Below are 26,189 nucleotides of genomic sequence, written 5' to 3'. Positions count from 1 at the left end.
ATTATTATACTAGGAGGTGAATACATGTTTGAACCTAAAATCACTGAAACTGTACAAGAAATTGTTAAAACTTACATTAACGAAGGTGATACTGTTATTGATGCTACAATAGGAAATGGTTATGATACTGATTTTCTGGCACAACAAGTTGGCGATAATGGTAAAGTCTATGGCTTCGATATTCAAGATATCGCAATTAAATTAACAAAAGAAAAATTAGATGAAAGAAAATTATTAAATAGGGTAACACTAATAAAGGATTCTCATGAATATGTTAAAAACTATGTTGGGGGTTCAGTTAAAGTTGCTATGTTCAATTTAGGCTATCTTCCAAAAGGAAATAAAGAAATAATTACAAAACCTGAATCTACCATTAAATCCATTGAAGCTATACTGGATTTATTACAAAAGAATGGTTTGATTTCAATTATTTCATATTATGGACATGAAGGTGGCATGTTAGAAAAAAATATATTAAATAAATATTTAGGAGAGTTAAATAATAAGGCATATGATGTAATATCCATTGCTTATGAAAATCGAAAGATGAATGCTCCCATTATTTATTTAGTAAAGAAAAAATAGTTGCTTATTTCTTAATTATACTTGATATTTGCAACGAATTAATGTAAAATGATACTTGGTGAAGATTGCATTGTTTTACATAAACATAAAAATGGAGGGTTAATGCATGAGTATTCAAAACATGATCAATGAACTCACTAACCGTCGAAATGTTATTGAAACAGGTAGAGAAGAAGCAATTAGTAAGATACATGCTGATTCTAAATTGACGGCTAGAGAAAGAATTGAAGAACTACTTGACACTAATAGCTTTGTTGAAGTTGGTGCGTTCGTAAAGCACCGTACAACTGATTTTAATTTAAGTGTTAAGGATACTCCAGCTGATGGCGTTGTAACTGGTTATGGTACTATTGAAGGAAGATTAGTATACGTATACAGCCAAGACGTAACAGTCCTTGGTGGTGCATTAGGTGAAATGCATGCTGAGAAAATATGTGCTGTTTATGATATGGCTATGAAAATGGGTGCCCCAATCATCGCATTACTTGATTCTACAGGAGTAAGACTTCAAGAATCTACAGATGCACTTAATGGTTTCGGACAAATTTTCTTGAAACAGACGCTGGCATCAGGAGTTGTACCACAAATTACAGCTGTTCTTGGTACATGTGGAGGAGGAGCTACAATTATTCCTTCTTTATCAGATTTTACATTCATGACTAAGAAAGCTACTAGTTTATTTGTTAATAGTCCTAATTCTTTAGATAGTAAATCAGAGACATTAGAAACTATAGCAAGTGCTGATTTCCATTCTAAAGAAACTGGCATTGTTGATTTTGTATGTGAAGATGAGAGAAATTTATTAACTGATTTAAGAAATTTTGTCAGTTTATTACCTTCAAACAATTTCGATGAAGCACCAATATTTGATACTAATGATGATCTCAATAGAGTATCAAACGAATTAAATGAAATGGTTCCAGAAGATGTAGCTGCAGGAATTGATATGAAAGTAGTTATTTCTCATATTGCTGATAATAATATGTACATTGAGACTAAAGCTAACTATGCTAAGTCAATGATAACAGGCTTTATTAGATTAAATGGACAAACTGTAGGTGTATTAGCAAATCAAAGTGCAGATAATGATGGGTTATTAACTTCTTCAGCGTGTGAAAAAGGCACCAAATTTATTGCTTTTTGTGATTCTTTTAACATACCTGTTGTAACTTTAACTGATGTTGCTGGATACAATGCTACAGTAGCAGAAGAAAAAGCAGGTATCTCAAAACTAGTATCAAAATTACTTTGCGCTTTCGCAAGTGCAACAGTTCCAAAAATAAACGTTGTTGTAGGTAGAGGTTTTGGAACTGCATATGTTGCTATGAATAGCAAACATATAGGAGCGGATTTTGTATATGCATGGCCTAATAGTAAAATATCTATGATGAATTCTGATTCTGCTGTTAGAATTATGTATGCAGATGAATTAAGTAATTCAAGTATCTCTACAGAGGATATCAATAATAGAACTGCAGAATATGAAGAACTTCAAGCTAGTCCTTATGCTGCAGCAAGTAGAGGATATGTTGATGATATTATTGAACCAGCTGCTACTAGAAAGCGTGTTATAGTTGCATTAGAAATGCTATATAGCAAAAGAGAATCAAGACCTGAAAAAAAACATGTAACTGTTTAAATGAGGTGAATTTAATATGAGTAACTTATCTGAAGGTGTAATTGCGCTTATAAGTGGAATGGGTATAGTATTTGCAGTACTTATACTGATTGCCATAATTATATGGGCTTTTAAGTTTATTAAACAACCTGATAAAAAAGAAGTTGTAGTTCCAGAACCTCTTCCTGTACAAGCACCTGTGGAAGAAGAAACAGACGACTTAGAATTAGTTGCTGTTATCACTGCTGCTATTGCAGCATCTCTTAATACTACAACTGATAAATTGCAAGTAAAATCTTTTAGAAAAATAGGTTCAAATAGATCAAGATGGTAGTTTAGAGAGATAATAATTTTAAATAAAAACTTTTGTTAAAAATTGTTAGCAAATATTTGATAGGAGGATTTATCATGAGAAATTTTCAAGTTACTGTTAATGGTAATACATACGAAGTTGCTGTAGAGGAATTAGGAAACGGACAAGTTGCAACTCCTGTAGTATCAGCACCAACAGCAGTACCTAATAGAGCAGCAGCACCTGCAAAGAAACCAGCAGCTGCAGCGTCAGCTCCAGCAGGAGCTACTAAAGTAACTGCTCCAATGCAAGGAAAGATTGTAGATGTTAAAGTATCTGGTGGACAAAAAGTTCAAGCAGGAGATGTACTTGCTATACTTGAAGCTATGAAGATGGAAAATGAAGTAGTAGCTCCAGCAGCTGGTACAGTTGCTTCAGTAAATGTTTCAGCAGGACAAAGCGTTGAGACAGGAGATTTAATCGTATCTCTAAACTAAGAATTTAACATAGTAGGGAGGTAACTCGATAATGGAATTTTGGAGTAGGCTTGGAGACGCTTTGTACGGATTTGTTCAAGATACAGGTATTTACTGGATTATTGATAAATTTACAGCTGAAGAACAAGCTTGGCGAAATATAGTTATGATAGTTGTAGCATTAACTTTAATGTATCTAGCTATTAAAAAAGAATATGAACCATTATTATTATTACCAATTTCATTTGGTATGTTGTTAGTTAACTTGCCTTTAAGTGGAGTTATGAATGAACCTGTAGGAGATCAAATAGGTGGATTACTACATTATTTATATCAAGGAGACGAACTTGGTATATTCCCACCATTAATCTTTATGGGTGTAGGAGTTATGACTGACTTTGGACCATTATTAGCAAATCCTAAAAGTTTCTTATTAGGTGCATCTGCTCAATTTGGTATATTTTTTGCGTTCTTTGGTGCATTAATATTAGGATTTACACCTGAACAAGCGGCTTCTATAGGTATTATTGGTGGAGCTGATGGTCCTACAGCTATATTCACTACAATTCAGTTAGCTAAGGAGCTACTAGGTCCTATCGCGGTTGCTGCTTATTCGTATATGTCATTAGTACCTATAATTCAACCACCAATTATGATGGCTTTAACAACTAAAGAAGAACGTATGATCAAAATGGAACAATTAAGACCAGTATCACAATTAGAAAAGATTTTATTCCCAATTGTGGTAACCATAGTAGTTATACTTATTTTACCATCAACAGCGCCACTTATCGGTATGCTTATGTTTGGTAACCTTATAAAAGTTTCTGGTGTTACAGAAAAACTTGCTGATACAGCTTCTAATGCGCTTATGTATATTGTAACAATATTCTTAGGTATCACTGTTGGAGCTACAGCAAGTGCTGGAAAGTTTTTAACAATAGATACTCTTAAAATATTAACATTAGGATTAGTTGCATTTGCAATTGGTACTGCTACAGGAGTAATTTTTGGTAAGATTATGTGTAAACTATCTGGCGGTAAATTTAACCCATTAATTGGAGCTGCTGGTGTATCAGCTGTTCCGATGGCGGCTAGAGTTGTTCAAAAAGTAGGACAAAAAGAAAACCCAACAAACTTCTTATTAATGCATGCTATGGGACCTAACGTAGCAGGTGTTATAGGTTCAGCAGTTGCTGCTGGGGTATTCTTAACATTATATAAATAATTAAGTGATATGAATATATAAGTATAATATAGGCTTATACTCACTTATAATAGAAAGTCAATGATTATAGGAGGTTTAAGATATGGCTGTGAATAAAAAACCTGTAAAAATTACAGATACCATACTTAGAGACGCTCACCAATCACTAATAGCCACTAGAATGAGAACTGAAGATATGCTTCCTATTGTAGAGAAATTAGACAAAGTAGGATATCATTCAGTTGAATGTTGGGGTGGAGCAACATTTGATGCTTGCTTGCGTTTCCTTAAGGAAGATCCATGGGAAAGACTTAGAAAGTTAAGAAATGGATTTAAAAATACTAAATTGCAGATGTTACTAAGAGGACAAAATATCTTAGGATATAGACATTATGCTGATGATGTAGTAGAATATTTCGTTCAAAAGACTATTGCTAACGGTATAGATATTTTACGTATTTTTGATGCTTTAAATGATCCTAGAAATTTAAAAACTGCAATAGATGCAACTAAAAAAGAGGGCGGTCATGCACAGATTGCTATTTCTTATACTCTAAGTGAAGTGCATACATTAGAGTATTATGCAAAACTTGCAAAACAATTAGAAGAAATGGGTGCTGACTCTATCTGTATTAAAGATATGGCAGGACTATTAGTACCATATTCAGCAACAGAATTAGTTAAGACATTGAAAGAAACTGTAAAAGTTCCAATTCAGTTACATGCTCACTATACTAGTGGTGTTGCAGCAATGACTTATTTAAAAGCTGTTGAGGCGGGAGCAGATATCATTGATACTGCAATGTCACCATTCTCAATGGGAACAGCTCAACCTGCTACAGAAGTTATGGTAGAAACATTCAAGGGAACACCTTATGATACAGGTTTTGATCAAGATCTATTATCAGATATAGCTGATTATTTCAGACCACAAAGAGAAAAAGCTTTAGAAACTGGATTAATGAATCCAAAAGTATTAGGTGTTAACATTAAGACATTACTTTACCAAGTACCTGGTGGTATGTTATCTAACTTAGTATCTCAACTTCAAAAACAAAACGCAGAAGATAAATTCTATGATGTTCTTGAAGAAATACCAAGAGTTAGAGCGGATTATGGTTATCCACCACTTGTTACACCATCAAGTCAGATTGTTGGAACACAAGCTGTACTTAATGTTCTTTCTGGTCAAAGATATAAGATGATAACAAAAGAATCAAAAGCTTTAGTTAAAGGCGAGTACGGAAGAACTCCTGTTCCAATTAGTGATGAGATCAAGAAAATTATTATTGGAAATGAAAAACAGATTACTTGTCGTCCAGCTGATTTAATTAAGCCAGAGCTTAAGAAAATTGAATCTGAGATGAAGAAATATAAGCAACAAGATGAAGATGTTTTATCTTATGCATTATTCTCACAAGTAGCTGAAGATTTCTTCAAATACAGAGAAGCACAGCAAACTAAAGTAGATCCTAATATGGCAGATAAAGATAATAAGGTATACCCTGTATAAATCTAAGATAATAAAACTGGTACCTTTTTGGTACTGGTTTTATTTTTTTGAACTCTAAGCATTATTACTTTTGTATATGCATATTTTATTGATTAAAACGTATTGTAAAATTATTTTGATTAATATATAATGATATTAATCAACAAAAGAAAAGATGGTCTAATATTCTATACAAGATATAGTAATTAGAGAAGATTAATAATTGTTAGAGAGGTATTAATATGCATAGACAAAATGATTTGATGAAAAGGATTAATAATTCCTATCCAAAACTTAGTAAAGGGCAAAAATTATTAGCAAATTATATATTAGAACATTATGAAAAAGCGGTTTTTCTTACTGCTGCAAAACTAGGTAAAATAGTAGGTGTCAGTGAATCAACTGTAGTGAGATTTGCTAATGAACTTGGCTATGATGGTTATCCAAAACTTCAAAGAGCCCTTGAAGAATTAGTTAAAACCAAATTAACTTCGTTCCAAAGAGTTGAGGTTACATCAGATAGAATTGATAAAAATCATGTATTAAAATCAGTTTTACAATCAGATGCAGAAAAGATTAAGCATACATTAGAAGAAATAGATGAGGATATATTTAATGAAGCAACAGGGATGATACTTGATGCTAGAAAAATATATATATTGGGTGTAAGAAGTTGTGCTTCATTAGCTGGTTTTCTAGGCTTCTACTTTAATTTAATATTTGATAATACTAAATTAATTCACACAAACAGTGTAAGTGAAATGTTTGAACAAATATACAGAATAGGTCCAGAAGATGTAGTTATAGGAATAAGTTTTCCAAGATATTCAAAACGCACAAAAAAAGCTATGGAATTTGCTAAAAATAGAGATGCTAAAGTAATCGCAATAACAGACAGTTACTTATCACCTTTAATACAATTTGCTGATTGTAGTCTTATAGCTAGAAGTGATATGGCTTCATTTGTTGATTCACTAGTTGCGCCACTTAGTTTGATTAATGCATTAATAGTGGCATTATGTATTAAGAAAAAAGATGAAGTATTAGATACCCTAGAAAACTTAGAAAAAGTATGGAATGAATATCAAGTATATGATAACGATGAAGATTATAGCATGAATTATAATATCCAACCAAAAAGCAACACTGACAAATCAGAATAACTAGTATGCGAAAGGACTTGAATGAGCATTGAAAAAAGTTTTAGTAGTAGGAGGTGGACCATCAGGCATGATGGCAGCAATAATTGCTGCGAGAAATGGTTGTGAAGTCCACCTCTTTGAGAGAAATGAGAAATGTGGTAAAAAATTATATATAACAGGTAAAGGTAGATGTAATATAACGAATGCTACTGATGTAGAAGAATTACTTGAGAATGTTACTACTAATAGAAAGTTTTTATATAGTGCATTTTACTCTTTTGGCAGTTATATGTTAATTGAATTTTTTAATGATATAGGGTTAAAAACTAAAATTGAAAGAGGGAATAGGGTATTTCCTGTTTCTGATAAATCATCTGATGTTATATCTGCACTTACAAGAGAAATGGATAGATTGGGTATATCTATACACTATAATTCTAGAGTGAAAGATATTAAAGTTGAAAATGATATATTAAAAGGTATAAAATTACAAAATGGTTCGTATATAGAAGGCGATAGTATAATAATAGCTACTGGTGGACTGTCATATTCTTCTACAGGATCAACAGGTGATGGGTTTAAGTTTGCAGGCAAGGTTAATCACACAGTTAGTGATACACATCCTTCACTGGTACCTCTAGTAACAAAAGAAAATTGGATTAAAGAATTGCAAGGACTATCTCTTAGAAATGTAAAAATCAATATAAAAACAGGAGATAAAATTATTTATGAGAATTTTGGAGAAATGCTATTTACTCATTTTGGAGTAACTGGACCATTGATTTTATCAGCTAGTAGATCCGTTATTCCATATAAAGGCAAAGATATGAGTTTAACAATGGATTTAAAACCTTCTCTTGATATTAAAAAACTTGATAATCGAGTATTGAAGGATTTTAATAAATATATGCGTAAACAGTTTAAAAATGCATTAGATGATTTATTACCAAAGAAATTAATACCTATAATTATTAAATTATCTGGTATTGATGAAGAAAAAAAGGTAGATCAAATTTCTAAAGAAGAAAGATTGAAATTAGTAAATTTGATTAAAAATTTAACGTGTCATATTATAGGAACAAGAGATTATAATGAAGCAATAATTACTTGTGGAGGAATTAGTGTGAAAGAGATTAATCCCAATACCATGGAATCTAAAAAAGTTAATGGGTTATATTTTATAGGAGAAGTACTTGATCTTGATGCATTAACTGGAGGATTTAATTTACAAATAGCATTTTCTACAGGTTATCTTGCAGGGTTGGCTATAAGTGAATCATAGCTTTAATTATTTTAAAGTATAGGAGTGAAAAAATGGTTTCCATAAGAGGAGCAATTACTATTGATACCAATACTAGAGAAAATATTATAAATGATACAAAAACATTACTAAAAGATATATTAATTAGTAATAATATTAGTATTAACCAAATAATATCTATCATTTTTTCAGCAACGAAAGATCTAACTGCCGCATATCCTGCTGTTGGTGCAAGAGAGCTTGGCATTGTAGATGCATCGTTAATGTGTGTTAGTGAAATGTATGTTGAGAATAGTTTAGAGATGTGTATAAGGGTTATGGTAAATGCTAATATTGATAAATCACAAAATGAAGTTAAACATATCTACCTGAAAAAAGCAAAAAGATTAAGACCTGATTTACTAGATAGGTAGAATTAAATAAATTACCATATAAAACTAATTTACTGAGTTAACGTTAAAAAGGTTGAATACTAGGTAAAACTGTAATAGAAGATAAAATAAGAAATAAATAATTATAATTTTATCTCTTATTAATAAAACTTTGTATTGACAGTTTGATGAATACAGTTTATAGTTTATTATTGGTGACAATATTATTATGGAGGGTAATGTTGTGGATATAATTAACATAGCGATTGATGGACCAGCTGGTGCGGGAAAAAGCACCATAGCCAAAAAGATTGCTAAGAAACTAGATATTATATATGTAGATACTGGTGCGATGTATAGAGCTTTTGGTCTTTACTGTATTAGGAATAATATATTAAGTGATCAAAATGATACTATTAATAATATATTAGATGATATTGACATTAGTATTAGCTATATAGATGGTGAGCAGCAAGTAATACTTAATGATGAAAATGTCAATGAATTTATTAGAGATGAAGAGGTAGGTAAAATGGCATCTGAAATCTCGGTAAATAAAAATGTGCGTTTAAAACTAGTTGAGTTGCAAAGAAACCTTGCAAGTAAAAAGAGTGTTGTTATGGATGGTAGAGATATAGGTACTTATGTATTACCTAATGCGACAACTAAGATTTATCTTACAGCAAGTGTTGAAATAAGAGCTGAAAGACGCCATAAAGAACTAATAGAAAAAGGTATATCTAGGGACTTAGAATCAATAAAAGATGAGATTAATAAAAGAGACTATAGAGATATGAATAGAGAATTTGCGCCACTTAAAAAAGCAGATGATGCTAAAGAAGTGGATACATCCAATCTATCTATTGATGAAGTAGTTAATGAAATCCTTAAAATGATAAATAATAATTATTAATTATTATTTGAAAGGAAGATACTAATGGAAGTAATAGTAGCAAAATCTGCTGGATTTTGTTTTGGAGTAGATAGAGCAGTAAAAAGTGTATATGATAATATTGATAATAAACCGTTATATACATATGGACCAATTATTCATAATTTACAAGTAGTTGAAGAATTGGAAGATAAAGGTGTCAAAGTTATAAATAAAATGGAAGAACTTCTGAAATTACCAAAGGGCAAAGTTATTATAAGATCCCACGGTGTTGAAGAACAAATATATAATTATATTAAAGACAATGGATTTTCAATTATTGATGCTACATGCCCTTATGTTAAGAAAATTCATCGTATTGTAAATGATTATAGTAAAAAGGGTGATACTATAATTATAGTTGGTGACCCTGACCATCCAGAAGTTATTGGGATAAAAGGTTGGAGTGCATCAAAAGCATTTATTATAGAAAGTATAGAGGATGCAAAAAAACTTCAATTACCTACAGATGAAAATATCTGTATTGTTGCTCAAACAACACTCAATTATCTTAAATTCCAAGAAATAATTGAAATATTTTTAGATAAAGGGTATCATGTAGATATAAAAGATACAATATGTACAGCAACAAGAGATAGACAAGAAGAAGCCATAAAACTATCCGGTAGTGTAGATAAAATGCTGGTGATAGGTGGTAAGCATAGTTCTAATACTAAAAAGTTATACCAATTATGCAAGAATCAATGTGATAATACATATCATATTGAAACTATAGAAGATTTGGAGTTGCTTGTTTTTAGTAGAAATGAGATAATAGGAATTACAGCTGGAGCTTCAACTCCAAAGAACATTATTCAGGAGGTTATTACACATGTCAGAAGTACAGAATGAAATTAGTTTTGAGGAAATGTTAGAACAATCCCTAAAATCAATTCACAGGGGAGAAATAGTTGAAGGGACAGTTATAGATGTTAATGATAATGAAGTTTTTGTTAATATTGGGTACAAGTCTGATGGTATTATACCTAAAAGCGAATACTCAAACTATCCTGAAATTGAACTGAGAGAAACTGTGAAATCAGGGGACAAAATCAAGGTTAAAGTTTTACGTGTAAACGATGGTGAAGGACAAGTACTACTTACTTATAAAAGAATACTTGCAGAGCAAGGGCTTAGTAAGATAGAAGAATACTACAAGAATAAAGATCATCTGACTGCAAAAGTTTCACTTGTTCTTGCAGGTGGATTAGTAGCTATTGTTGATGAAGTTAGAATATTTATTCCAGCTTCTTTAGTATCAGATGAATATGTAGACAATTTAAGAGACTTCATAGGACAAGAAATTACATTTGTCATTAGTGAATTTAATCTTAAAAAAGGTAGAATAATTGGTAATAGAAAACAATTATTATTAGCAGATAGACAAAATAGAATAAAAGAAGCAATGGATAAAATCGAAGTTGGTATGGTTGCTACAGGAAATATTAAAAATGTAACAGATTATGGAGCATTTGTTAATATTGATGGTATTGATGGTTTAATTCATATCTCACAAATGTCTTGGGGAAGAGTTAAAAAACCTAGTGATGTTGTTAAAGTAGGAGATAAAGTAAGAGTTAGAATCATCGGTATTGATACTGATAAGAATAAAGTATCTTTATCTATGAAATTTGATGAAGAAAATCCTTGGAATGATGCTGCTACTAAATACGCTATTGATAATGTAGTTGAAGGTGTTGTAGCAAGAATGACAGACTTCGGTGCTTTTATTGAATTAGAACCAGGAGTTGATGCATTATTGCATGTATCTCAAATAGCTAAAAAACACGTTGAAAAACCATCTGATGAACTAAAAATTGGTCAAAAGATTACTGCCAAAGTATTAGATTTCAATCAAGAATCTAAGAAAATTAGTTTGAGTATTAAAGCTCTTCAAGATGATAAAACTAAAGAAGCTGATACTAAAGATGTAAAAGAAGAAGTTAATACTGAGGAATCAGTTGATGCATCAGAAGAATAATATATGAGATAAAAAAAGCTGCAAAAAGTATTCTAGAGTATTTTTTGTAGTTTTCTTTATCATTCTTGTTTTTACAAAAAATCAAAATATAACCTAATATAATTAAAAATGAATAATACATAAGAAATAAGATTTGTATCTAGGAAAACTATATTTGACAGAATAAAGGAGAAGGATAAAATAGTGATTGAAAATTATGAAGATTTTAAAGATGCCGTTTTTAGACTCTCTAAAATTGATTTAAACGCTTATAAAGAAAGACAAATGAAAAGGCGTATAGATTCATTAATAAGGAAGAACAATGCAAATAGCTATCAAGAATTTGTTGATATATTAAAGAAAGATAAAAAGATATATGAAGAATTTATTAACTATTTGACTATTAATGTATCAGAATTCTATAGGAATCCTACTCAATGGCAAGTTCTAGAAAAAGATATTATACCTTATTTAATAGATAAATTTTCCGGTAACCTAAAAATATGGAGCGCAGCATGTTCTACAGGCGATGAACCATATTCTTTAGCAATGGTATTAAGTAAATTTATTCCTCTAAACAAAATAAAAATTGTAGCTACAGATATAGATAAACAAGTATTAGAGAAAGCGAGAATGGGATTATATAAAGACAAGAGTTTAATTGGCTTACCACAAGAATTTAAAACAAAATTCTTTAGACAAGTGGGTAATTCCTATCAAGTAACTGATGATATAAAAAAATGCATAGAATTTAAGCAATTGAATTTATTAAAAGATAATTACCCAAGTAATTGTGACTTAATAGTATGCCGTAATGTTCTAATTTATTTTACTGATGAAGCAAAAGATAGCATATATAAAGATTTCAATAAAGCAATGAAGAAAGATGCAATATTGTTTGTTGGTAGTACAGAACAGATTATCCAATCAGTTGAGTATAAATTTACATCTCTCAAATCATTTTTTTATAAAAAACTTGATGAATTATAATTTCTTAAGTATACTAGTATATAAATTTTCTATAAATACAGTATTGTTTTGAATGTCATCTTGTAATTGTACATATCTGCTTTTGTTTTTTTTAGATAAATAAAATATTTTTTCATTTTTTAATATATAGGTATCAAGTAGAGGTATGAATATACCTCTTTTTTTTATGTAACATGTTTCGCTTGTGGCCTTTATCTTATTAGATTTGTCAATGTATTTTGCAACGTTTTTATGAACAGCTTGATCCTCGGAACATATATAATAATAGTTCTTATAATTATCAAAGAAAAATTTTAATTCATCCTCAATAAGGGGGATTTTTATTACTATATTTTTATTAGTTATACTTATATAATGATTATTATATGTAAAACTATAAATAAAAGGAATTTCTATATCTACAGAAAGATATATGGTAATAAGTAGTTCATCAATATTAATATTAATATCCTCAACGGTATATGATAAATTGTTGGTTCTTAAATTATTATATATATCTACGTAGTCTAGTATTTCAATTACTTTAATAAGTCCTAATAAGTCCTCTTCGTTGTGTAGTAATAAATTAGTTTTCTCTGTATCGTTTTTTGATTGTGTGTAGTGTATGTATTGTTGAATTAATTCTCCACCTGTAAAAGTATCTTTCCTATATATTTTTAGATATTTTTCAATTGTTTTTAATTTGCAATTCTCAAGATTTAATATATGTTTACATGGTCGTATTAATTTATATATATCAATATTACTTATAGATGAAAGATTGTTTTTTATATTATAAAGTAGTGCTTTTTTAGTTACAAAAGGTATATCAAATGAAGTACCATTATAATGTATTATACGTTTGTAATTGTTGCTGAATTTTATAAATTCATATAGTAGGGCGTATTCATCGTTTTCATTTTCAGCGAGCCATTGGATTAAGATAGGTTCATTATTCACAAAATATATACAACCAATTAGATAAATAATATTTTTTCTAAATGAAAATCCCGTAGTTTCTATGTCAAATAATAATAAATCATCAAGGTTGTCATATCTTTTTATTAACATATCTATATTTGTTTTGATCTTTTTATTTACTATTATCATAAATTTCTCCTTGTTGCTAATTGAAGCAAAGTGACTAAATTAAAAGTATATTTACAGTATAAGCTAATTTAATTATTTAATCAATTATTATAGGATTTTAAATAGTTTCAGCAGTCATGTATGTGGTATAATATATAGAGCTTGTACACCTTTTAATTAATTACAGCATATAATGTATTAAGAAAGTAAAAGGAGGGACAAGTTATGGAATACTCATATCTGATACTGATACCACTGATAGCTGGTATAGGTGAAGCTATTAGATTAACAGGGGTTCCAAGTAGATATATACCATTTATCAATTTAGTTATTGGACTAGCTCTTGGCATGATACTATGCTCAACAAATTCAAAATCATGTATAGTTATTGGCTTGTATACAGGACTAAGTGCATCTGGGTTAGTTAAATCTAAGAGAGAATTGAATAATTGTTTAAATGCTAGAAGCCCATGTAGCAAAAAGAGTAGACATTGCGCTAAAAAAAGAAATACCAACTGCTTTGATGAGATATATAAAGAATTTGAAAAAAAATACGATAATAAAAAAAATAACAATGATGAATTTGAAAATGATGATTAACAACTGTTGAAAAAATCTTTTATATTATGTAAAATACTAATATCTATAAAAATTAAAATATCAAACGATAAAAGAAACTATATATAGAATAATATTTAATAGATGGATAGTGGAGGAATAAAATGAATAAGACTCTAGACATATCACATGAAGAAAGTTTAAGGCAAAAACGAATAATGGACAAACTATCTAAGCAAATAAAAGGTAAAGGACTTAAGTATTTTGTATCAACTTTTGGTTGCCAAATGAATGCCCATGATTCGGAAAAACTAAAAGGAATATTAGAACAAATAGGTTATATACCTACTGAAGAAGAAAAGGATGCAGATTTTGTTATATACAATACTTGTTGTGTTAGAGAAAATGCTGAGTTAAAAGTATATGGTAGACTTGGTTCATTAAAAAACAATAAAAAGCATAAGCCAGGAATGTTGATTGCCCTATGTGGTTGTATGATGCAACAGGATACAGTTTTAAAGGAAATTAAAAGAGCTCATAAGCATGTGGATATTTTATTTGGCACCCACAATTTATATAAATTAGCAGAGTTAATTCAAACAAGATTAGATACTGGTAAAATGGTTATTGATATATGGGAGAATTATAAAGAAATAGTAGAAGATTTACCTAGTATCAGAAAATTCAAATTCAAATCAAGTATCAATGTGATGTTTGGTTGTAATAATTTTTGTACTTATTGTATAGTACCTTATGTAAGAGGTAGAGAAAGAAGTAGAAAACCAGAAGATATTATTGGTGAAATTAAAGAACTTGTTGCTGATGGTGTAAAAGAAATCACGCTACTTGGTCAAAACGTTAATTCTTATGGTAAAAACTTGGACAATCCTCTTACTTTTGCTAAATTGATAGAAGAAATCGAAAGAATAGAAGGTCTTGAACGTATAAGATTTATGACATCTCATCCAAAAGATTTATCAGATGAGCTAATAGAAGTAATAAAGAATTCTAAGAAATTATGTGATCATATTCATTTACCATTTCAATCTGGTAGCACAAATATTCTTAAAAAGATGAATAGGAGATACACGAAAGAAAGTTATCTGGAATTAGTAAAGAAAATAAAAGCTGCACGTCCAGATGCTGGTCTTACCACTGATATCATTGTTGGATTTCCAGGTGAGACAGAAGAAGATTTCTTAGACACATTGGATGTAGTCAAGAAAGTTGAATTTGATAATGCATTTACATTCCTGTATTCAATTAGAACTGGTACGCCAGCTGCAACTATGGAAAATCAAGTGCCTGAAAATGTAGCAAAAGAACGTTTTAACAGATTATTAGAAGTTCTAAATGGAATAGTATCTAAAAAAAGTGCTGAAAAAGTAGGATTTACTTATGATATATTGGTTGAACAGGTTAATAGAAAAAATGATAATCTTGTATCTGGTAGATTAGGAAGTAATCATTTAGTACACTTTAAAGGAAATAAAGATCTAATTGGTAAAATTGTACCTGTTAAGATAATAGAATCAAAAGGGTACTATTTAATAGGCGAGCAAGTTAATTAAAGATAATTAAACTAATAGTTTTTAAATATAATAACACAATAATAAACTACTATATGAAAAGAGGTTACTAATGAAGGATAAATTATCACCTATGATGCAACAGTATATGGATCTAAAGGAACAATATGATGATTGTATATTATTTTTTAGATTAGGTGATTTCTATGAGATGTTTTTTGAAGATGCAAAATTAGCATCAAAAGAATTAGGAATTACATTGACAGGTAGAGATTGTGGACAAGCAGATAGGGCTCCAATGTGTGGTGTTCCTCATCATTCATCAGAGAACTATATAAATAAACTAATAAAAAAAGGTTATAAAGTAGCTATATGTGAACAAGTAGAAGATCCAAAACAAGCTAAAGGCATCGTTAAAAGAGATGTTGTTAGAATAGTTACTCCAGGTACTAACCTTAATATGCAATCTCTTGACGAATCTAAAAATAATTACTTAATGAGTATATTTGGTAATAAAGAAGATTATGGAGTTGCTCTTGTAGATATTACTACTGGAGATTTTCTTGTTACAGAAGTAAATAATGAGCGAAAACTCATAGATGAAATAGGAAAGTTCGTTCCTACTGAGATTATTTGTAATAAAGATGTTATAATTTGTGCTAATTTAATTAGAGAATTAAAAGATAGATTTCATGTATATATCAGTGAAGAAGAAGAATGGTATTTTGATTACAGTAGATGTGTTGGTAATATAAAAGAACAATTTGGTGTTGGTACAATAGATGGTTTAGGAATAAAAGAATTTGGTTATGGGGTTTGTGCTGTTGGTTCATTATTAGAGTATCTATATAGAACTCAAAAAAGCAATATAGCACATATAACGAAACTAACCCCATATCTAACAGATTCCTATATGATGGTTGACTTATCATCAAAACGTAATCTAGAATTAGTTGAGACATTACGTGAAAAAGAACGAAGAGGTTCTTTATTATGGGTTTTAGATAAAACTAAAACTGCAATGGGTTCTAGATTACTAAGAAAATGGATAGAACAACCACTACTTTCAAGAACGAATATAGAAGATAGGCTTGATGGAGTTGAGGAATTAAAAAATAAACCAATTATAAGTGAAGAATTAAAAGAGTTCTTGAACCCTATATATGATTTGGAAAGACTTATGAGTAAAATAAGTCTGAAAACCGCTAATTGCAGGGATTTAATAGCATTTAAAACATCACTTGAAATGTTGCCTTTTATTAAAAAATTATTAAATGAATGTAGTGCCAACTATATTACCAAAATAAAAAATACATTTGATGATCTAAGAGACTTATATGATTTAATAGATAAAGGAATAATTAATGATCCTCCTATATCTGTAAAAGATGGTGGTATCATAAAAGAATCGTATCATCCTCAAGTAGATAAACTTAGAGAAGCAGGTACAAGAGGAAAGCAATGGATAGCAGAATTAGAAGCAAAAGAAAAAGAATTGACAGGTATTAAAAACCTTAAGATAAAATTTAATAAAGTATTTGGTTACTACATAGATGTAACAAAGTCTAACTTGAATCTAGTTCCAGATAGATATGTAAGAAAACAAACTTTAGCTAATTCGGAAAGATACATAACTCCAGAATTAAAGGAAATGGAGAATACTATTATGGGAGCAGAAGAAAAAATAGTTGCTCTTGAGTATGAATTGTTTGTAGAACTTCGAAATAAAGTAGCACAAGAAGTTGAAAGAATTAAAGATACTGCGTATAAGGTTGCGATACTTGATGTTATTACGTCACTATCAGATATAGCCATAAAATATAATTATGTGCGTCCTGTATTAAGTAATGACGGTGCTATTGATATAAAAGATGGACGTCATCCAGTTGTAGAAAAAATGATGAATAATGAAATGTTTATTTCAAATGATACATATCTCAATAAAGATGATAGTAGATTTTCAATAATTACTGGTCCTAATATGGCAGGAAAATCAACTTATATGAGACAAGTTGCTCTTATTGTTTTAATGGCACAAATAGGTAGCTTTGTGCCAGCTGGTGAAGCTCATATAGGGATAGTAGATCGTATTTTTACTAGGGTTGGAGCTTCTGATGATCTAGCTTCTGGACAAAGTACTTTTATGGTAGAAATGACTGAAGTAGCGAATATACTTAGAAATGCTACAAGTGATAGTCTACTTATTCTTGACGAGATAGGGCGAGGTACTAGTACTTTTGATGGTCTAAGTATTGCGTGGTCCGTTGTTGAGTACATAGTGAATAAAAGGAAAATTGGAGCTAAGACGTTATTTGCTACTCATTATCATGAACTTACAGAATTAGAAGGTAAAGTTGATGGTGTACAGAATTATTGTATTTCTGTGAAAGAAAAAGGTGATGATATAATCTTCTTACGTAAGATTATAAAAGGTAGTACAGACAATAGCTATGGTGTACAGGTTGCTAAGCTTGCTGGTGTACCACTAGATGTTATTGATAGAGCAAAAGTTCTATTATCTGAACTTAGTGATGCAGACATTGCTAAAAATACCAAAGTTGTATGTAAAGATGCAGTGGCAGAAATAGCAACTATCAAGGAAGAAGAAATAGGTATAGAAGTTTCAAATCAACAAGAATCAGAGCCGGTACAATTAGGATTATTTGATGTAATGGGTAATTATAATGAATTAATCGATGATATAAAGAGTTTAAATATAGTAGAAATGACACCTATGGATGCATTAAATAAGCTATATGAATTGCATAAGAAAGCCTTAATCTAGGAAGGAAGTGTCATAATGCCTGAAATAAAATTGTTAGACCAAAATACTATTAATAAAATTGCAGCAGGTGAAGTAGTAGAAAGACCATCTTCCGTTGTAAAAGAATTAGTTGAAAATTCTATTGATGCTGGTGCTAGTGCTATAACAGTTGAAATAAAAGAAGGAGGAATATCTTTTATTCGTATTACAGATAATGGTAAAGGAATTTCAAAAGAAGATATTCATACTGCGTTTATTAGACATTCAACAAGCAAAATTAAATCAATAGAAGATTTGATAACAATATCTTCATTGGGATTTAGAGGTGAAGCCCTTGCTAGTATTGCGGCAGTATCTCAAGTTGAAGTTATAACTAAGACATATGATGATATAACAGGCATAAGGTACGTAATAGAAGGTGGACAAGAAATAAGTAATGAAGAAATAGGATGTCCTGAAGGTACAACTATAATTATTAAGAATCTATTTTTTAATATTCCGGCAAGACGAAAATTTCTCAAGAAACCTGCAACAGAAGGAGCTTATATTAGTGAGTTCATTAATAAACTGGCACTCGGTAATATTGGCATATCTTTTAAATTTATATACAATAATACTATAAAATTACATACTTCTGGAAATAATGTTCTTAAGGATTGTATTTTTAATATTTATGGTAAAGAGATAGTTAAAAATAGTATTCCTATAGAAATTAACAAGGATGACTTTGAGATTAAAGGTTTTATTGGTAAACCTAAGATTAGTCGTGCAATTAGGAATTATGAAAACTATTATATAAATGGTCGTTATATAAAAAGTAAAATCATTATGAAAGCTATTGAAGAAGGTTATAAAACTAAATTAACAGTTCATAGATATCCATTTACAGCATTTTATATAAAAATAAATCCTGAATTGATTGATGTAAACGTTCATCCTACCAAGATGGAAGTTAGATTCCATAATGAATCGATTATTTATGAAGCCATCAAAAACGGTATCTATGAAGCGCTAAGAAAAGTTGATCTTATTCCGGAAGTATCATTGAATAATGGACAAAGAGAGATTAAAAAAACAAATAACATTAATAAAGATGTTTCTATTCCAGAACCTTTTGAAAAAAATAGATTAGATGAAATGAGAAAAGATTTTCTAAGAGAGAAAACAAATGACTATGAACACAATAATAGTAGTCTTATAAACACATTCAAGAAGAATTCTGAATTAACTAATAAAAAAGTATTGAAGGAATTGAATCTTGACACTCAAGAACGGATTAATAGAGAAAGTACAGAGAATAAGATGGTACAGCAGCCAGAAATCATTAGTAATAATAATCTAACCAATGAAACCAAAACAGCAATAATTGATGATAAAAATAATGAATCATCTCCTAAACCAAAATATGTTGCAGAACAAGCTGTGTTATTTGATGATAAAATTGCTGATGCCAAAGCTATTAAGAGTTACAAAATAATAGGTCAGCTATTTAATACTTATTGGATTGTGGAACTAGAGGAAAAATTATATATCATTGATCAACATGCAGCTCACGAAAGAGTGTTGTATGAACGTTTAATGAATAAGTTAAGAAATATGGATATAATGTCACAAGGTCTCCTACAACCAATTATTATACAGGTATCTATTAGAGAAAAACAGCTGATCAAGGATTATAAACAACTATTTAGTGACTTAGGTTTTGAAATAGAAGAATTTGGCAAGGATGCCTATGCAATAAGAAGTGTGCCATATATATTTAATAAATCTTTAAGTGATAAGCAGTTTATTGAAATATTGGATAGTCTTAATGAACATTATGATCCTGATAAATACAATGTAATTAGAAATGATATAGCAACTATGGCATGTAAAGCAGCAGTAAAAGCACATGATAAATTATCAGTGATGGAATATGAAAAATTATTTGATGAATTACTGGAAATTGAAAATCCTTTTACGTGTCCACATGGCAGACCCACTATTATTTCTATGACTAAATATGAGCTAGAAAAGAAATTCAAAAGAATACAATAATTAGGAGTGGATATATTGAGAAAACCTTTAATTGTTATAGCTGGCCCTACAGCAGTTGGTAAGACTAGTTTATCAGTTAAGCTAGCAAAGAATATAGGTGGCGAAATAATCTCTGCCGATTCTATGCAAATCTATAAATATATGGATATAGGGACAGCTAAAGTTACAGAGGAAGAAAAACAGGGTATTAATCATCATTTAGTAGATATGCTAAAACCAGATGAGGAATTTAATATAAATATTTTTCAGAAATCAGCTAAGAAAAGTATCAATGAAATTATAGATGATAAGAAAATACCGATTATGGTCGGTGGTACAGGTTTTTATATACAATCTATTATATATGATATTGATTTTGATAATACTTGTAAAGATGAATCATATAGGAAGGAACTTCAAGAAGCAGCAGCTCTATTAGGTAATGAATATGTTCATGATAAGTTAAAAGATATTGATCTTGCATCTTATAATAAAATTCATCCTAATAACCTAAAAAGAGTTATTCGTGCTCTAGAATATTATAGAGAAACTGGGAAACCGATATCTTTCCATAATGAGATAGAAGCTCAGAAAGAATCGACTTATAATCTTGCTTTCTATGTTCTTAACATGGAGAGAGAGCTATTATATAAAAGAATCGATAGAAGAGTAGATATAATGATAGAACAAGGATTAGTAGAGGAAGTACAGAAACTAAAAGAAATGGGATACTCGAAAGAGCTAGTATCAATGAAAGGGCTAGGCTATAAAGAAATATATGGATACCTTGATGGTGAATATGACCTAGATAGAGCTATCTATATCTTAAAACGTGATACTAGACATTTTGCAAAACGACAAATTACGTGGTTTAAAAGAGAAAAAAATGTAAGATGGTTAAATGTAGATGATTATAATTTGAATCTAGAATTAATTTCAAATAAAATGTTAAAAGATATTGAAGAATTAGGAATTATATAATACAATAGTAAGTGAGATGAAATAATTACCATATACTAAAGATGTTAAATTATATAAATTGATTATTCTTATTAATACAAGGTAATAAATTTAATACAATATATAATTTAAAAATACGATACTAATGGGGGCGAGTTAAATGAGTAAACCAATTAATTTACAAGATTTATTTCTAAATCAAGTAAGAAAAGACAAAACAACAGTAGTAGTATATTTAACAAATGGATTTCAACTAAAAGGGTTAGTAAAAGGATTTGATAACTTTATAGTAATTCTTGAAACTGAAGGTAAACAACAAATGATATATAAACATGCAATATCGACTGTTATTCCTTCAAGAGAAGTATCCTTAACTGTTGAAGAATAAAGAGGTATAAATAAATGACTGATTTTTTACAAAAGATGTATCAAAAGCAAAATATCTCAAATGAAGTTTATAACTATTGTAACGAAATTGAGAAAAAGTTAATAGATAGATTCAATGATGTTGATGAAACTGCTGAATATAATCAATTGAAAGTACTTTCTGCAATGAGAGAAAACAGAGTGAGTGATATTCATTTTGCTGCAACAACTGGATATGGTTATAATGATCTTGGGAGAGATACATTAGAAAGTGTATATGCTTCTGTATTTAATGCAGAAGCTGCTTTAGTGCGTCCGCAATTAATATCCGGTACTCACGCTCTTACTGTAGCATTATCTGCTAATTTAAGACCTGGTGATGAAATATTATCTCCTGTTGGCAAACCATATGATACTCTAGAAGAAGTAATTGGTATAAGAGAAACAAAAGGTTGTCTAAAAGAGTATGGTATTACTTATAGCCAAGTAGATATGTTAGAAGATGGAAGTATTGATTATGAAGGTATCAAAAATGCTATTAACGATAGAACTAAACTAATAAGCATACAAAGATCTAAAGGTTACGATACTAGACCAACATTATCAGTTAGTAGGATTGGTGAGATTGTTTCTTTTGTTAAAAGTATAAGAAGTGATCTTATCTGCATGGTTGACAATTGCTATGGAGAATTTGTTGAAAAAATTGAACCAACAGATTTAGACGCAGACATGATTGTTGGTTCGTTAATCAAGAATCCAGGAGGCGGACTTGCACCCATTGGTGGGTATATTGTTGGTAAAGAAGTTTATATTGAAAATTGTGCTGTTAGATTGACAGCGCCAGGACTTGGAAAAGAAATAGGAGCGACTCTTGGACTTAATCAACAATTTTTTCAAGGATTATTTATGTCACCACAAATAGTAGCAGGGGCTTTAAAAGGAGCTATATTCGCAGCTAATGTTTTTGAGGGATTAGGTTACGAAGTAATACCTGATTCAACTGAAACGAGACATGATATCATACAAGCTATCAATCTAGGTACCCCAGAAGCTATTATTGCTTTTTGCCAAGGAATTCAAGCAGCATCTCCAGTAGATAGTTTTGTGACGCCTGAACCATGGGATATGCCTGGATATGATGCTAAAGTAATAATGGCAGCTGGAGCATTTGTACAAGGTTCATCAATAGAGTTAAGTGCAGATGCGCCTATAAAACCACCTTATACAGTGTTTTTTCAAGGAGGTTTATCATGGCACCATGCAAAATTCGGTATCATGACAGCATTTCAAAAAATGATTGACAGTAAAAGTATTGTATTAAAATGATATAAGAACGCTAATGACTTTTCAATTTTTTATATATTCTAGATTACTCTAGAGTAATCTTATTACATATTGAATAAATTGAAGAGTTTTTTAAAATACAAAACATGACATTGGGACGTTTCGTTTGACACATTTTCGAAAAATAATTAAATAGGATGAATGCTATGGCAAGAAAAATAGAAAATAAGGTTAAAATTAATTATGTAAAATTAATTATAGATAGAAGAATAACAGTAGAAGAAGTAGCTAATAAATTAGGAGTCAGTACTAATGCTGTTCGCCATTGGCTAAAAGTATACCAAGAAAATCGTAAGAAGAAGAGAATGAGGATAATTGCTGGAATTGTGATAATACTTATTATTAGTATTCCAATTATTATTTTTTCAATATTTCACAAAAAAACTAAGCCGGTATCTAAACCAATTGCAGAAGTAACTGAAACTGGCGATAAGAAACCTAATACTGATAAAAAATCAATATATAATGGAAAGGGTACTATATTTATTGATCCTGGACATGGATTTTCGGATTCAGGGACAGCAGCCCCTGAAGAATTTGGTTTTAAACTAACGGAAAGTGAAGTTGTTCTTAAAATAGCTAATAGAGTGGTTGAGATTCTTGAGGCTAATGACTATAAAGTAATAATGTCTAGAACTGAGAATTATGATGAAAAACAAGAAGAGAAGCTCTATAAAATATCATTGACTGAAAGAGTAAATAAAGCTGTGGAAAGTGAAGCAGACGTATTCATATCATTACATGTGAATGCATATGAAGAATCTAATTCTATTAATGGATATGACTTATTCTATTGCGATAAAGATGAAAAATATAATGAAGAAGTAGAAAAACTAGCTAAAGGAATAAGTGATAATTTTATTAGTAAAACAGGAATTGAAAAGATTAAAATAGCTAAAGAAACAAGAATTAATTCATATTATGTTACCAGAAAACCTACTATGCCTTCAATTTTATTTGAAATGGGATATGCTACTAATAAAGAAGATGCTAAAAGATTATTAGATGAAGATTTTTTAGAAAATCTAGCAATGTCCATAGCAGAGGGGCTTATGGGTTACTTAACAGAAATATATTCAATGTAAAGTTATACATAATTTGTAAAAGTGAATATTACTATTTTATATACATAAAGAACAAGGCGAACTATACTAGAAAAGAGAGTATTTCATGTTATTCTCATATAGGGTAAAAGTTGTCCTTGTTTTTTAGTAACAAAATGTTAATCATATTTTAATGATATTTATGCAAAATCTTAATATAATTCGTGTAGAATTTAAGTTGATTTGTGATGAAATTAAACTACATATATTAAAGTATGTATTTGTTGGCGATACTGTAATGAACTAAATTTTTATATGACAGGTAAGAAAGAAGGTAAAAAATGGAAATTAATGAAAATACTATAAAAGACTGCAAACTTAAGGTACATAATGCTGAAAAAGAGATAGCTAAAGGAATTATTGGACAAGAAAAAATTATTAGACAGGTACTTCTAGGGGTTTTGACTGGTGGTAATATTTTGCTTGAGGGTGTACCAGGGCTTGGTAAAACTCAACTTGTTAAAACTTTAGCTAAGGTTATGGATTTATCATTTTCAAGAATTCAATTTACACCAGATTTGATGCCAGCTGATGTTGTGGGTACCAATATGTATGTTGAAGATAATCATGGAAAAGGTCATTTTGAGTACCAAAAAGGACCAATATTTGCTAATCTATTATTAGCTGATGAAATCAACAGGGCAACACCGAAGACTCAATCAGCTATGTTAGAGGCGATGCAAGAGATGACAGTGACAGTTGGTAATAATACTTATGAATTACCACAACCCTTTATGGTATTAGCTACGCAAAACCCAATTGAAATGGAAGGGACTTATCCTTTGCCGGAAGCTCAATTGGATAGATTTATGTTTAAAGTGTTAGTTGAATTTCCTAACCTTGATGAATTATCCAAAATAATGGATTTAACAGTAGATGGTATTGGAAGTGAACCAGAGAAAATAATCTCTAGCAATGATATACTTAGTATGAGAAAGATAATAAATGATATACCTGTAGCTAAATATGTTAAAGAATACGCATTAAAATTAGTAGTAGCAACACATAGTGAATTAACAGATGCACCTGAAATAGCAAGAAAGTATCTGAAATATGGAGCCAGTCCTCGTGCGGCACAAGCCATTTTAAAATCAGCTAAAGCTAATGCTTTGCTTGACGGAAGGTATAATGTATCCTTCGATGATATTAAATATGTTGCTCTTCCTTGCCTTAGACATCGTGTTTTCTTGAATTTTGAAGCAATAAGCGATGGAATAAATAATGATGAATTCATAAAAATGTTAATCAATGAAATAAAAGCTTAGGAAGCTGAGGATTATTATGAACGAACAAATTTTTACATCAGATTTTATTAACAAATTAGAAAAATTATCTATAAGTGTGAAAAGCATTGCAACATATGGTTTAGCTGGAAGTAGGAAATCAAAGGCGAAAGGTATGTCTGTAGAGTTTTCAGACTATCGTGAATATGCACCTTCTGATGATTTTAGAAGAATAGATTGGAATGCCTATGGGAGATTTAAGAAACTGTATGTAAAACTGTTTATGGAAGAAAAAGAAGCTGTTTTCAGGATTTTCATAGATAATAGTAGATCAATGTCATTTAACAGTAAAAACGTAACTGCCCTTCGCTTGGCAGCAGCATTTTCATATATAGCCCTTAATAACTTGGATAAAGTATTAATTAATCCACTTATATCTAATGAAAGCAATATTTTTCTTGGACAAGGTAAAAATTCTTTTATGAAATACATTAGTTATTTAGAAAATATCAGTTTTGACAGCCATGAAACTAGTTTTTCTGGTCTGAAAAAAATGAATTTTAATGGAAGCGGTATAAGTATAATACTCTCTGATTTGTTCACAGATGAGAATATAGAAGATGTTATAAAATTTCTAGCATACAATAAGCAACAGATACTTGTATTACATATATTATCTGAGGAAGAAACAAACCCAAGAATTGATGGAAAATTAAAATTGGTTGATAGTGAAACTGGACAAGAAAAGAATCTTGTAATGACTCCAAGATTAATAAAAAAATATAAAGAGAATGTGAAAAAATTCAGTAATAATATTAACGATATCTGTAGTAAATATGGTGCATCGTACGTTAATATTAAATCAACAGATTCGATTGAAAAGGTTATTCTAGAAGATTTAATAGGTACTTTTGTTATGATGTAGAAATTATT

The 26,189-nt window shown here is 29.9% G+C and carries 24 protein-coding genes; 23 read left to right on the top strand and 1 reads right to left on the bottom strand.

Going from position 1 to position 26,189, the window contains the following annotated elements:
- The first annotated feature begins 24 nt into the window (after window positions 1-24).
- The 13 genes from ACX6CF_RS22645 (at window position 25) to ACX6CF_RS22585 (ending at window position 12,325) form a co-directional block, all read left to right on the top strand.
- Entirely contained in the window at window positions 25-585 is a 561-nt protein-coding gene (locus tag ACX6CF_RS22645) for a tRNA (mnm(5)s(2)U34)-methyltransferase (protein WP_458787650.1), read from the top strand.
- A 187-nt stretch (window positions 586-772) separates the two neighbouring features.
- Entirely contained in the window at window positions 773-2,224 is a 1,452-nt protein-coding gene (locus tag ACX6CF_RS22640; protein ID WP_458787652.1) for an acyl-CoA carboxylase subunit beta, read from the top strand.
- 16 nt (window positions 2,225-2,240) lie between these two features.
- Window positions 2,241-2,537, top strand: a complete 297-nt coding sequence (locus ACX6CF_RS22635) for an OadG family transporter subunit (protein WP_458787649.1) — start codon at window positions 2,241-2,243, stop codon at window positions 2,535-2,537.
- 74 nt (window positions 2,538-2,611) lie between these two features.
- Entirely contained in the window at window positions 2,612-2,992 is a 381-nt protein-coding gene (locus ACX6CF_RS22630; RefSeq protein ID WP_458787648.1) for a biotin/lipoyl-containing protein, read from the top strand.
- A 31-nt stretch (window positions 2,993-3,023) separates the two neighbouring features.
- Complete coding sequence (locus ACX6CF_RS22625; protein ID WP_458787647.1) at window positions 3,024-4,199, top strand: sodium ion-translocating decarboxylase subunit beta; 1,176 nt, start codon at window positions 3,024-3,026, stop codon at window positions 4,197-4,199.
- A gap of 82 nt (window positions 4,200-4,281) precedes the next feature.
- A complete protein-coding gene (locus ACX6CF_RS22620; protein ID WP_458787646.1) occupies window positions 4,282-5,691 on the top strand; it encodes an oxaloacetate decarboxylase subunit alpha in 1,410 nt (469 codons plus the stop codon).
- Window positions 5,692-5,912: 221 nt separating this feature from the next.
- The gene (locus ACX6CF_RS22615) at window positions 5,913-6,833 is read left to right on the top strand and encodes a MurR/RpiR family transcriptional regulator (RefSeq protein WP_458787645.1); all 921 of its coding nucleotides are present in this window, start codon (window positions 5,913-5,915) and stop codon (window positions 6,831-6,833) included.
- A gap of 28 nt (window positions 6,834-6,861) precedes the next feature.
- Window positions 6,862-8,094, top strand: coding sequence for a BaiN/RdsA family NAD(P)/FAD-dependent oxidoreductase (locus tag ACX6CF_RS22610; protein WP_458787644.1), 1,233 nt, complete (start codon window positions 6,862-6,864; stop codon window positions 8,092-8,094).
- A 32-nt stretch (window positions 8,095-8,126) separates the two neighbouring features.
- Window positions 8,127-8,486 carry a chorismate mutase gene (gene aroH, locus ACX6CF_RS22605; RefSeq protein ID WP_458787643.1) on the top strand — a complete coding sequence of 120 codons (360 nt, stop codon included), beginning with the start codon at window positions 8,127-8,129 and terminating at the stop codon, window positions 8,484-8,486.
- Window positions 8,487-8,694: 208 nt separating this feature from the next.
- Complete coding sequence (gene cmk, locus ACX6CF_RS22600) at window positions 8,695-9,357, top strand: (d)CMP kinase (RefSeq protein ID WP_458787651.1); 663 nt, start codon at window positions 8,695-8,697, stop codon at window positions 9,355-9,357.
- Between the two features lie 24 nt (window positions 9,358-9,381).
- A complete protein-coding gene (gene ispH / locus ACX6CF_RS22595; protein WP_458787642.1) occupies window positions 9,382-10,227 on the top strand; it encodes a 4-hydroxy-3-methylbut-2-enyl diphosphate reductase in 846 nt (281 codons plus the stop codon).
- Window positions 10,208-11,356 (top strand): 30S ribosomal protein S1, encoded by a 1,149-nt coding sequence (rpsA, locus tag ACX6CF_RS22590; RefSeq protein ID WP_458787641.1) that lies wholly within the window; start codon window positions 10,208-10,210, stop codon window positions 11,354-11,356. The genes ispH and rpsA overlap by 20 nt, the downstream gene beginning before the upstream one ends.
- Before the next feature lie 183 nt (window positions 11,357-11,539).
- Window positions 11,540-12,325 carry a CheR family methyltransferase gene (locus ACX6CF_RS22585; protein WP_458787640.1) on the top strand — a complete coding sequence of 262 codons (786 nt, stop codon included), beginning with the start codon at window positions 11,540-11,542 and terminating at the stop codon, window positions 12,323-12,325.
- Here the strand turns inward: ACX6CF_RS22585 and ACX6CF_RS22580 are convergent.
- Window positions 12,320-13,414 carry a ribonuclease H-like domain-containing protein gene (locus tag ACX6CF_RS22580; RefSeq protein WP_458787639.1) on the bottom strand — a complete coding sequence of 365 codons (1,095 nt, stop codon included), beginning with the start codon at window positions 13,412-13,414 and terminating at the stop codon, window positions 12,320-12,322. The two genes, ACX6CF_RS22585 and ACX6CF_RS22580, sit on opposite strands and share 6 nt — an antisense overlap.
- Before the next feature lie 204 nt (window positions 13,415-13,618).
- On the opposite strand from ACX6CF_RS22580, the gene ACX6CF_RS22575 reads away from it, so the two are divergent.
- The 10 genes from ACX6CF_RS22575 (at window position 13,619) to ACX6CF_RS22530 (ending at window position 26,181) form a co-directional block, all read left to right on the top strand.
- Complete coding sequence (locus ACX6CF_RS22575) at window positions 13,619-13,993, top strand: hypothetical protein (RefSeq protein ID WP_458787638.1); 375 nt, start codon at window positions 13,619-13,621, stop codon at window positions 13,991-13,993.
- Window positions 13,994-14,115: 122 nt separating this feature from the next.
- Window positions 14,116-15,522 (top strand): tRNA (N6-isopentenyl adenosine(37)-C2)-methylthiotransferase MiaB, encoded by a 1,407-nt coding sequence (gene miaB / locus ACX6CF_RS22570; RefSeq protein WP_458787637.1) that lies wholly within the window; start codon window positions 14,116-14,118, stop codon window positions 15,520-15,522.
- Window positions 15,523-15,592: 70 nt separating this feature from the next.
- A complete protein-coding gene (gene mutS, locus ACX6CF_RS22565; protein WP_458787636.1) occupies window positions 15,593-18,265 on the top strand; it encodes a DNA mismatch repair protein MutS in 2,673 nt (890 codons plus the stop codon).
- A gap of 15 nt (window positions 18,266-18,280) precedes the next feature.
- Window positions 18,281-20,281: a DNA mismatch repair endonuclease MutL gene (mutL, locus tag ACX6CF_RS22560; RefSeq protein ID WP_458787635.1), complete on the top strand. Its 2,001-nt coding sequence runs from the start codon at window positions 18,281-18,283 to the stop codon at window positions 20,279-20,281.
- Window positions 20,282-20,296: 15 nt separating this feature from the next.
- On the top strand, window positions 20,297-21,241 hold the full coding sequence (gene miaA, locus ACX6CF_RS22555) for a tRNA (adenosine(37)-N6)-dimethylallyltransferase MiaA (RefSeq protein WP_458787634.1): 945 nt from the start codon (window positions 20,297-20,299) through the stop codon (window positions 21,239-21,241).
- A 139-nt stretch (window positions 21,242-21,380) separates the two neighbouring features.
- The gene (gene hfq / locus ACX6CF_RS22550; protein WP_113674896.1) at window positions 21,381-21,608 is read left to right on the top strand and encodes an RNA chaperone Hfq; all 228 of its coding nucleotides are present in this window, start codon (window positions 21,381-21,383) and stop codon (window positions 21,606-21,608) included.
- Between the two features lie 14 nt (window positions 21,609-21,622).
- The gene (locus tag ACX6CF_RS22545) at window positions 21,623-22,912 is read left to right on the top strand and encodes a methionine gamma-lyase family protein (protein ID WP_458787633.1); all 1,290 of its coding nucleotides are present in this window, start codon (window positions 21,623-21,625) and stop codon (window positions 22,910-22,912) included.
- Between the two features lie 164 nt (window positions 22,913-23,076).
- Window positions 23,077-24,015: an N-acetylmuramoyl-L-alanine amidase gene (locus ACX6CF_RS22540; protein WP_458787632.1), complete on the top strand. Its 939-nt coding sequence runs from the start codon at window positions 23,077-23,079 to the stop codon at window positions 24,013-24,015.
- A 299-nt stretch (window positions 24,016-24,314) separates the two neighbouring features.
- Window positions 24,315-25,298 carry an AAA family ATPase gene (locus ACX6CF_RS22535; protein WP_458787631.1) on the top strand — a complete coding sequence of 328 codons (984 nt, stop codon included), beginning with the start codon at window positions 24,315-24,317 and terminating at the stop codon, window positions 25,296-25,298.
- Window positions 25,299-25,314: 16 nt separating this feature from the next.
- Window positions 25,315-26,181 (top strand): DUF58 domain-containing protein, encoded by an 867-nt coding sequence (locus ACX6CF_RS22530; RefSeq protein ID WP_458787630.1) that lies wholly within the window; start codon window positions 25,315-25,317, stop codon window positions 26,179-26,181.
- The last annotated feature ends 8 nt before the right edge of the window (window positions 26,182-26,189 follow it).

The organism is Vallitalea sediminicola, assembly GCF_054408565.1.
The sequence above is the reverse complement of the archived record's forward strand: the minus strand, read 5'-3'. Positions and strand labels throughout refer to the sequence as shown.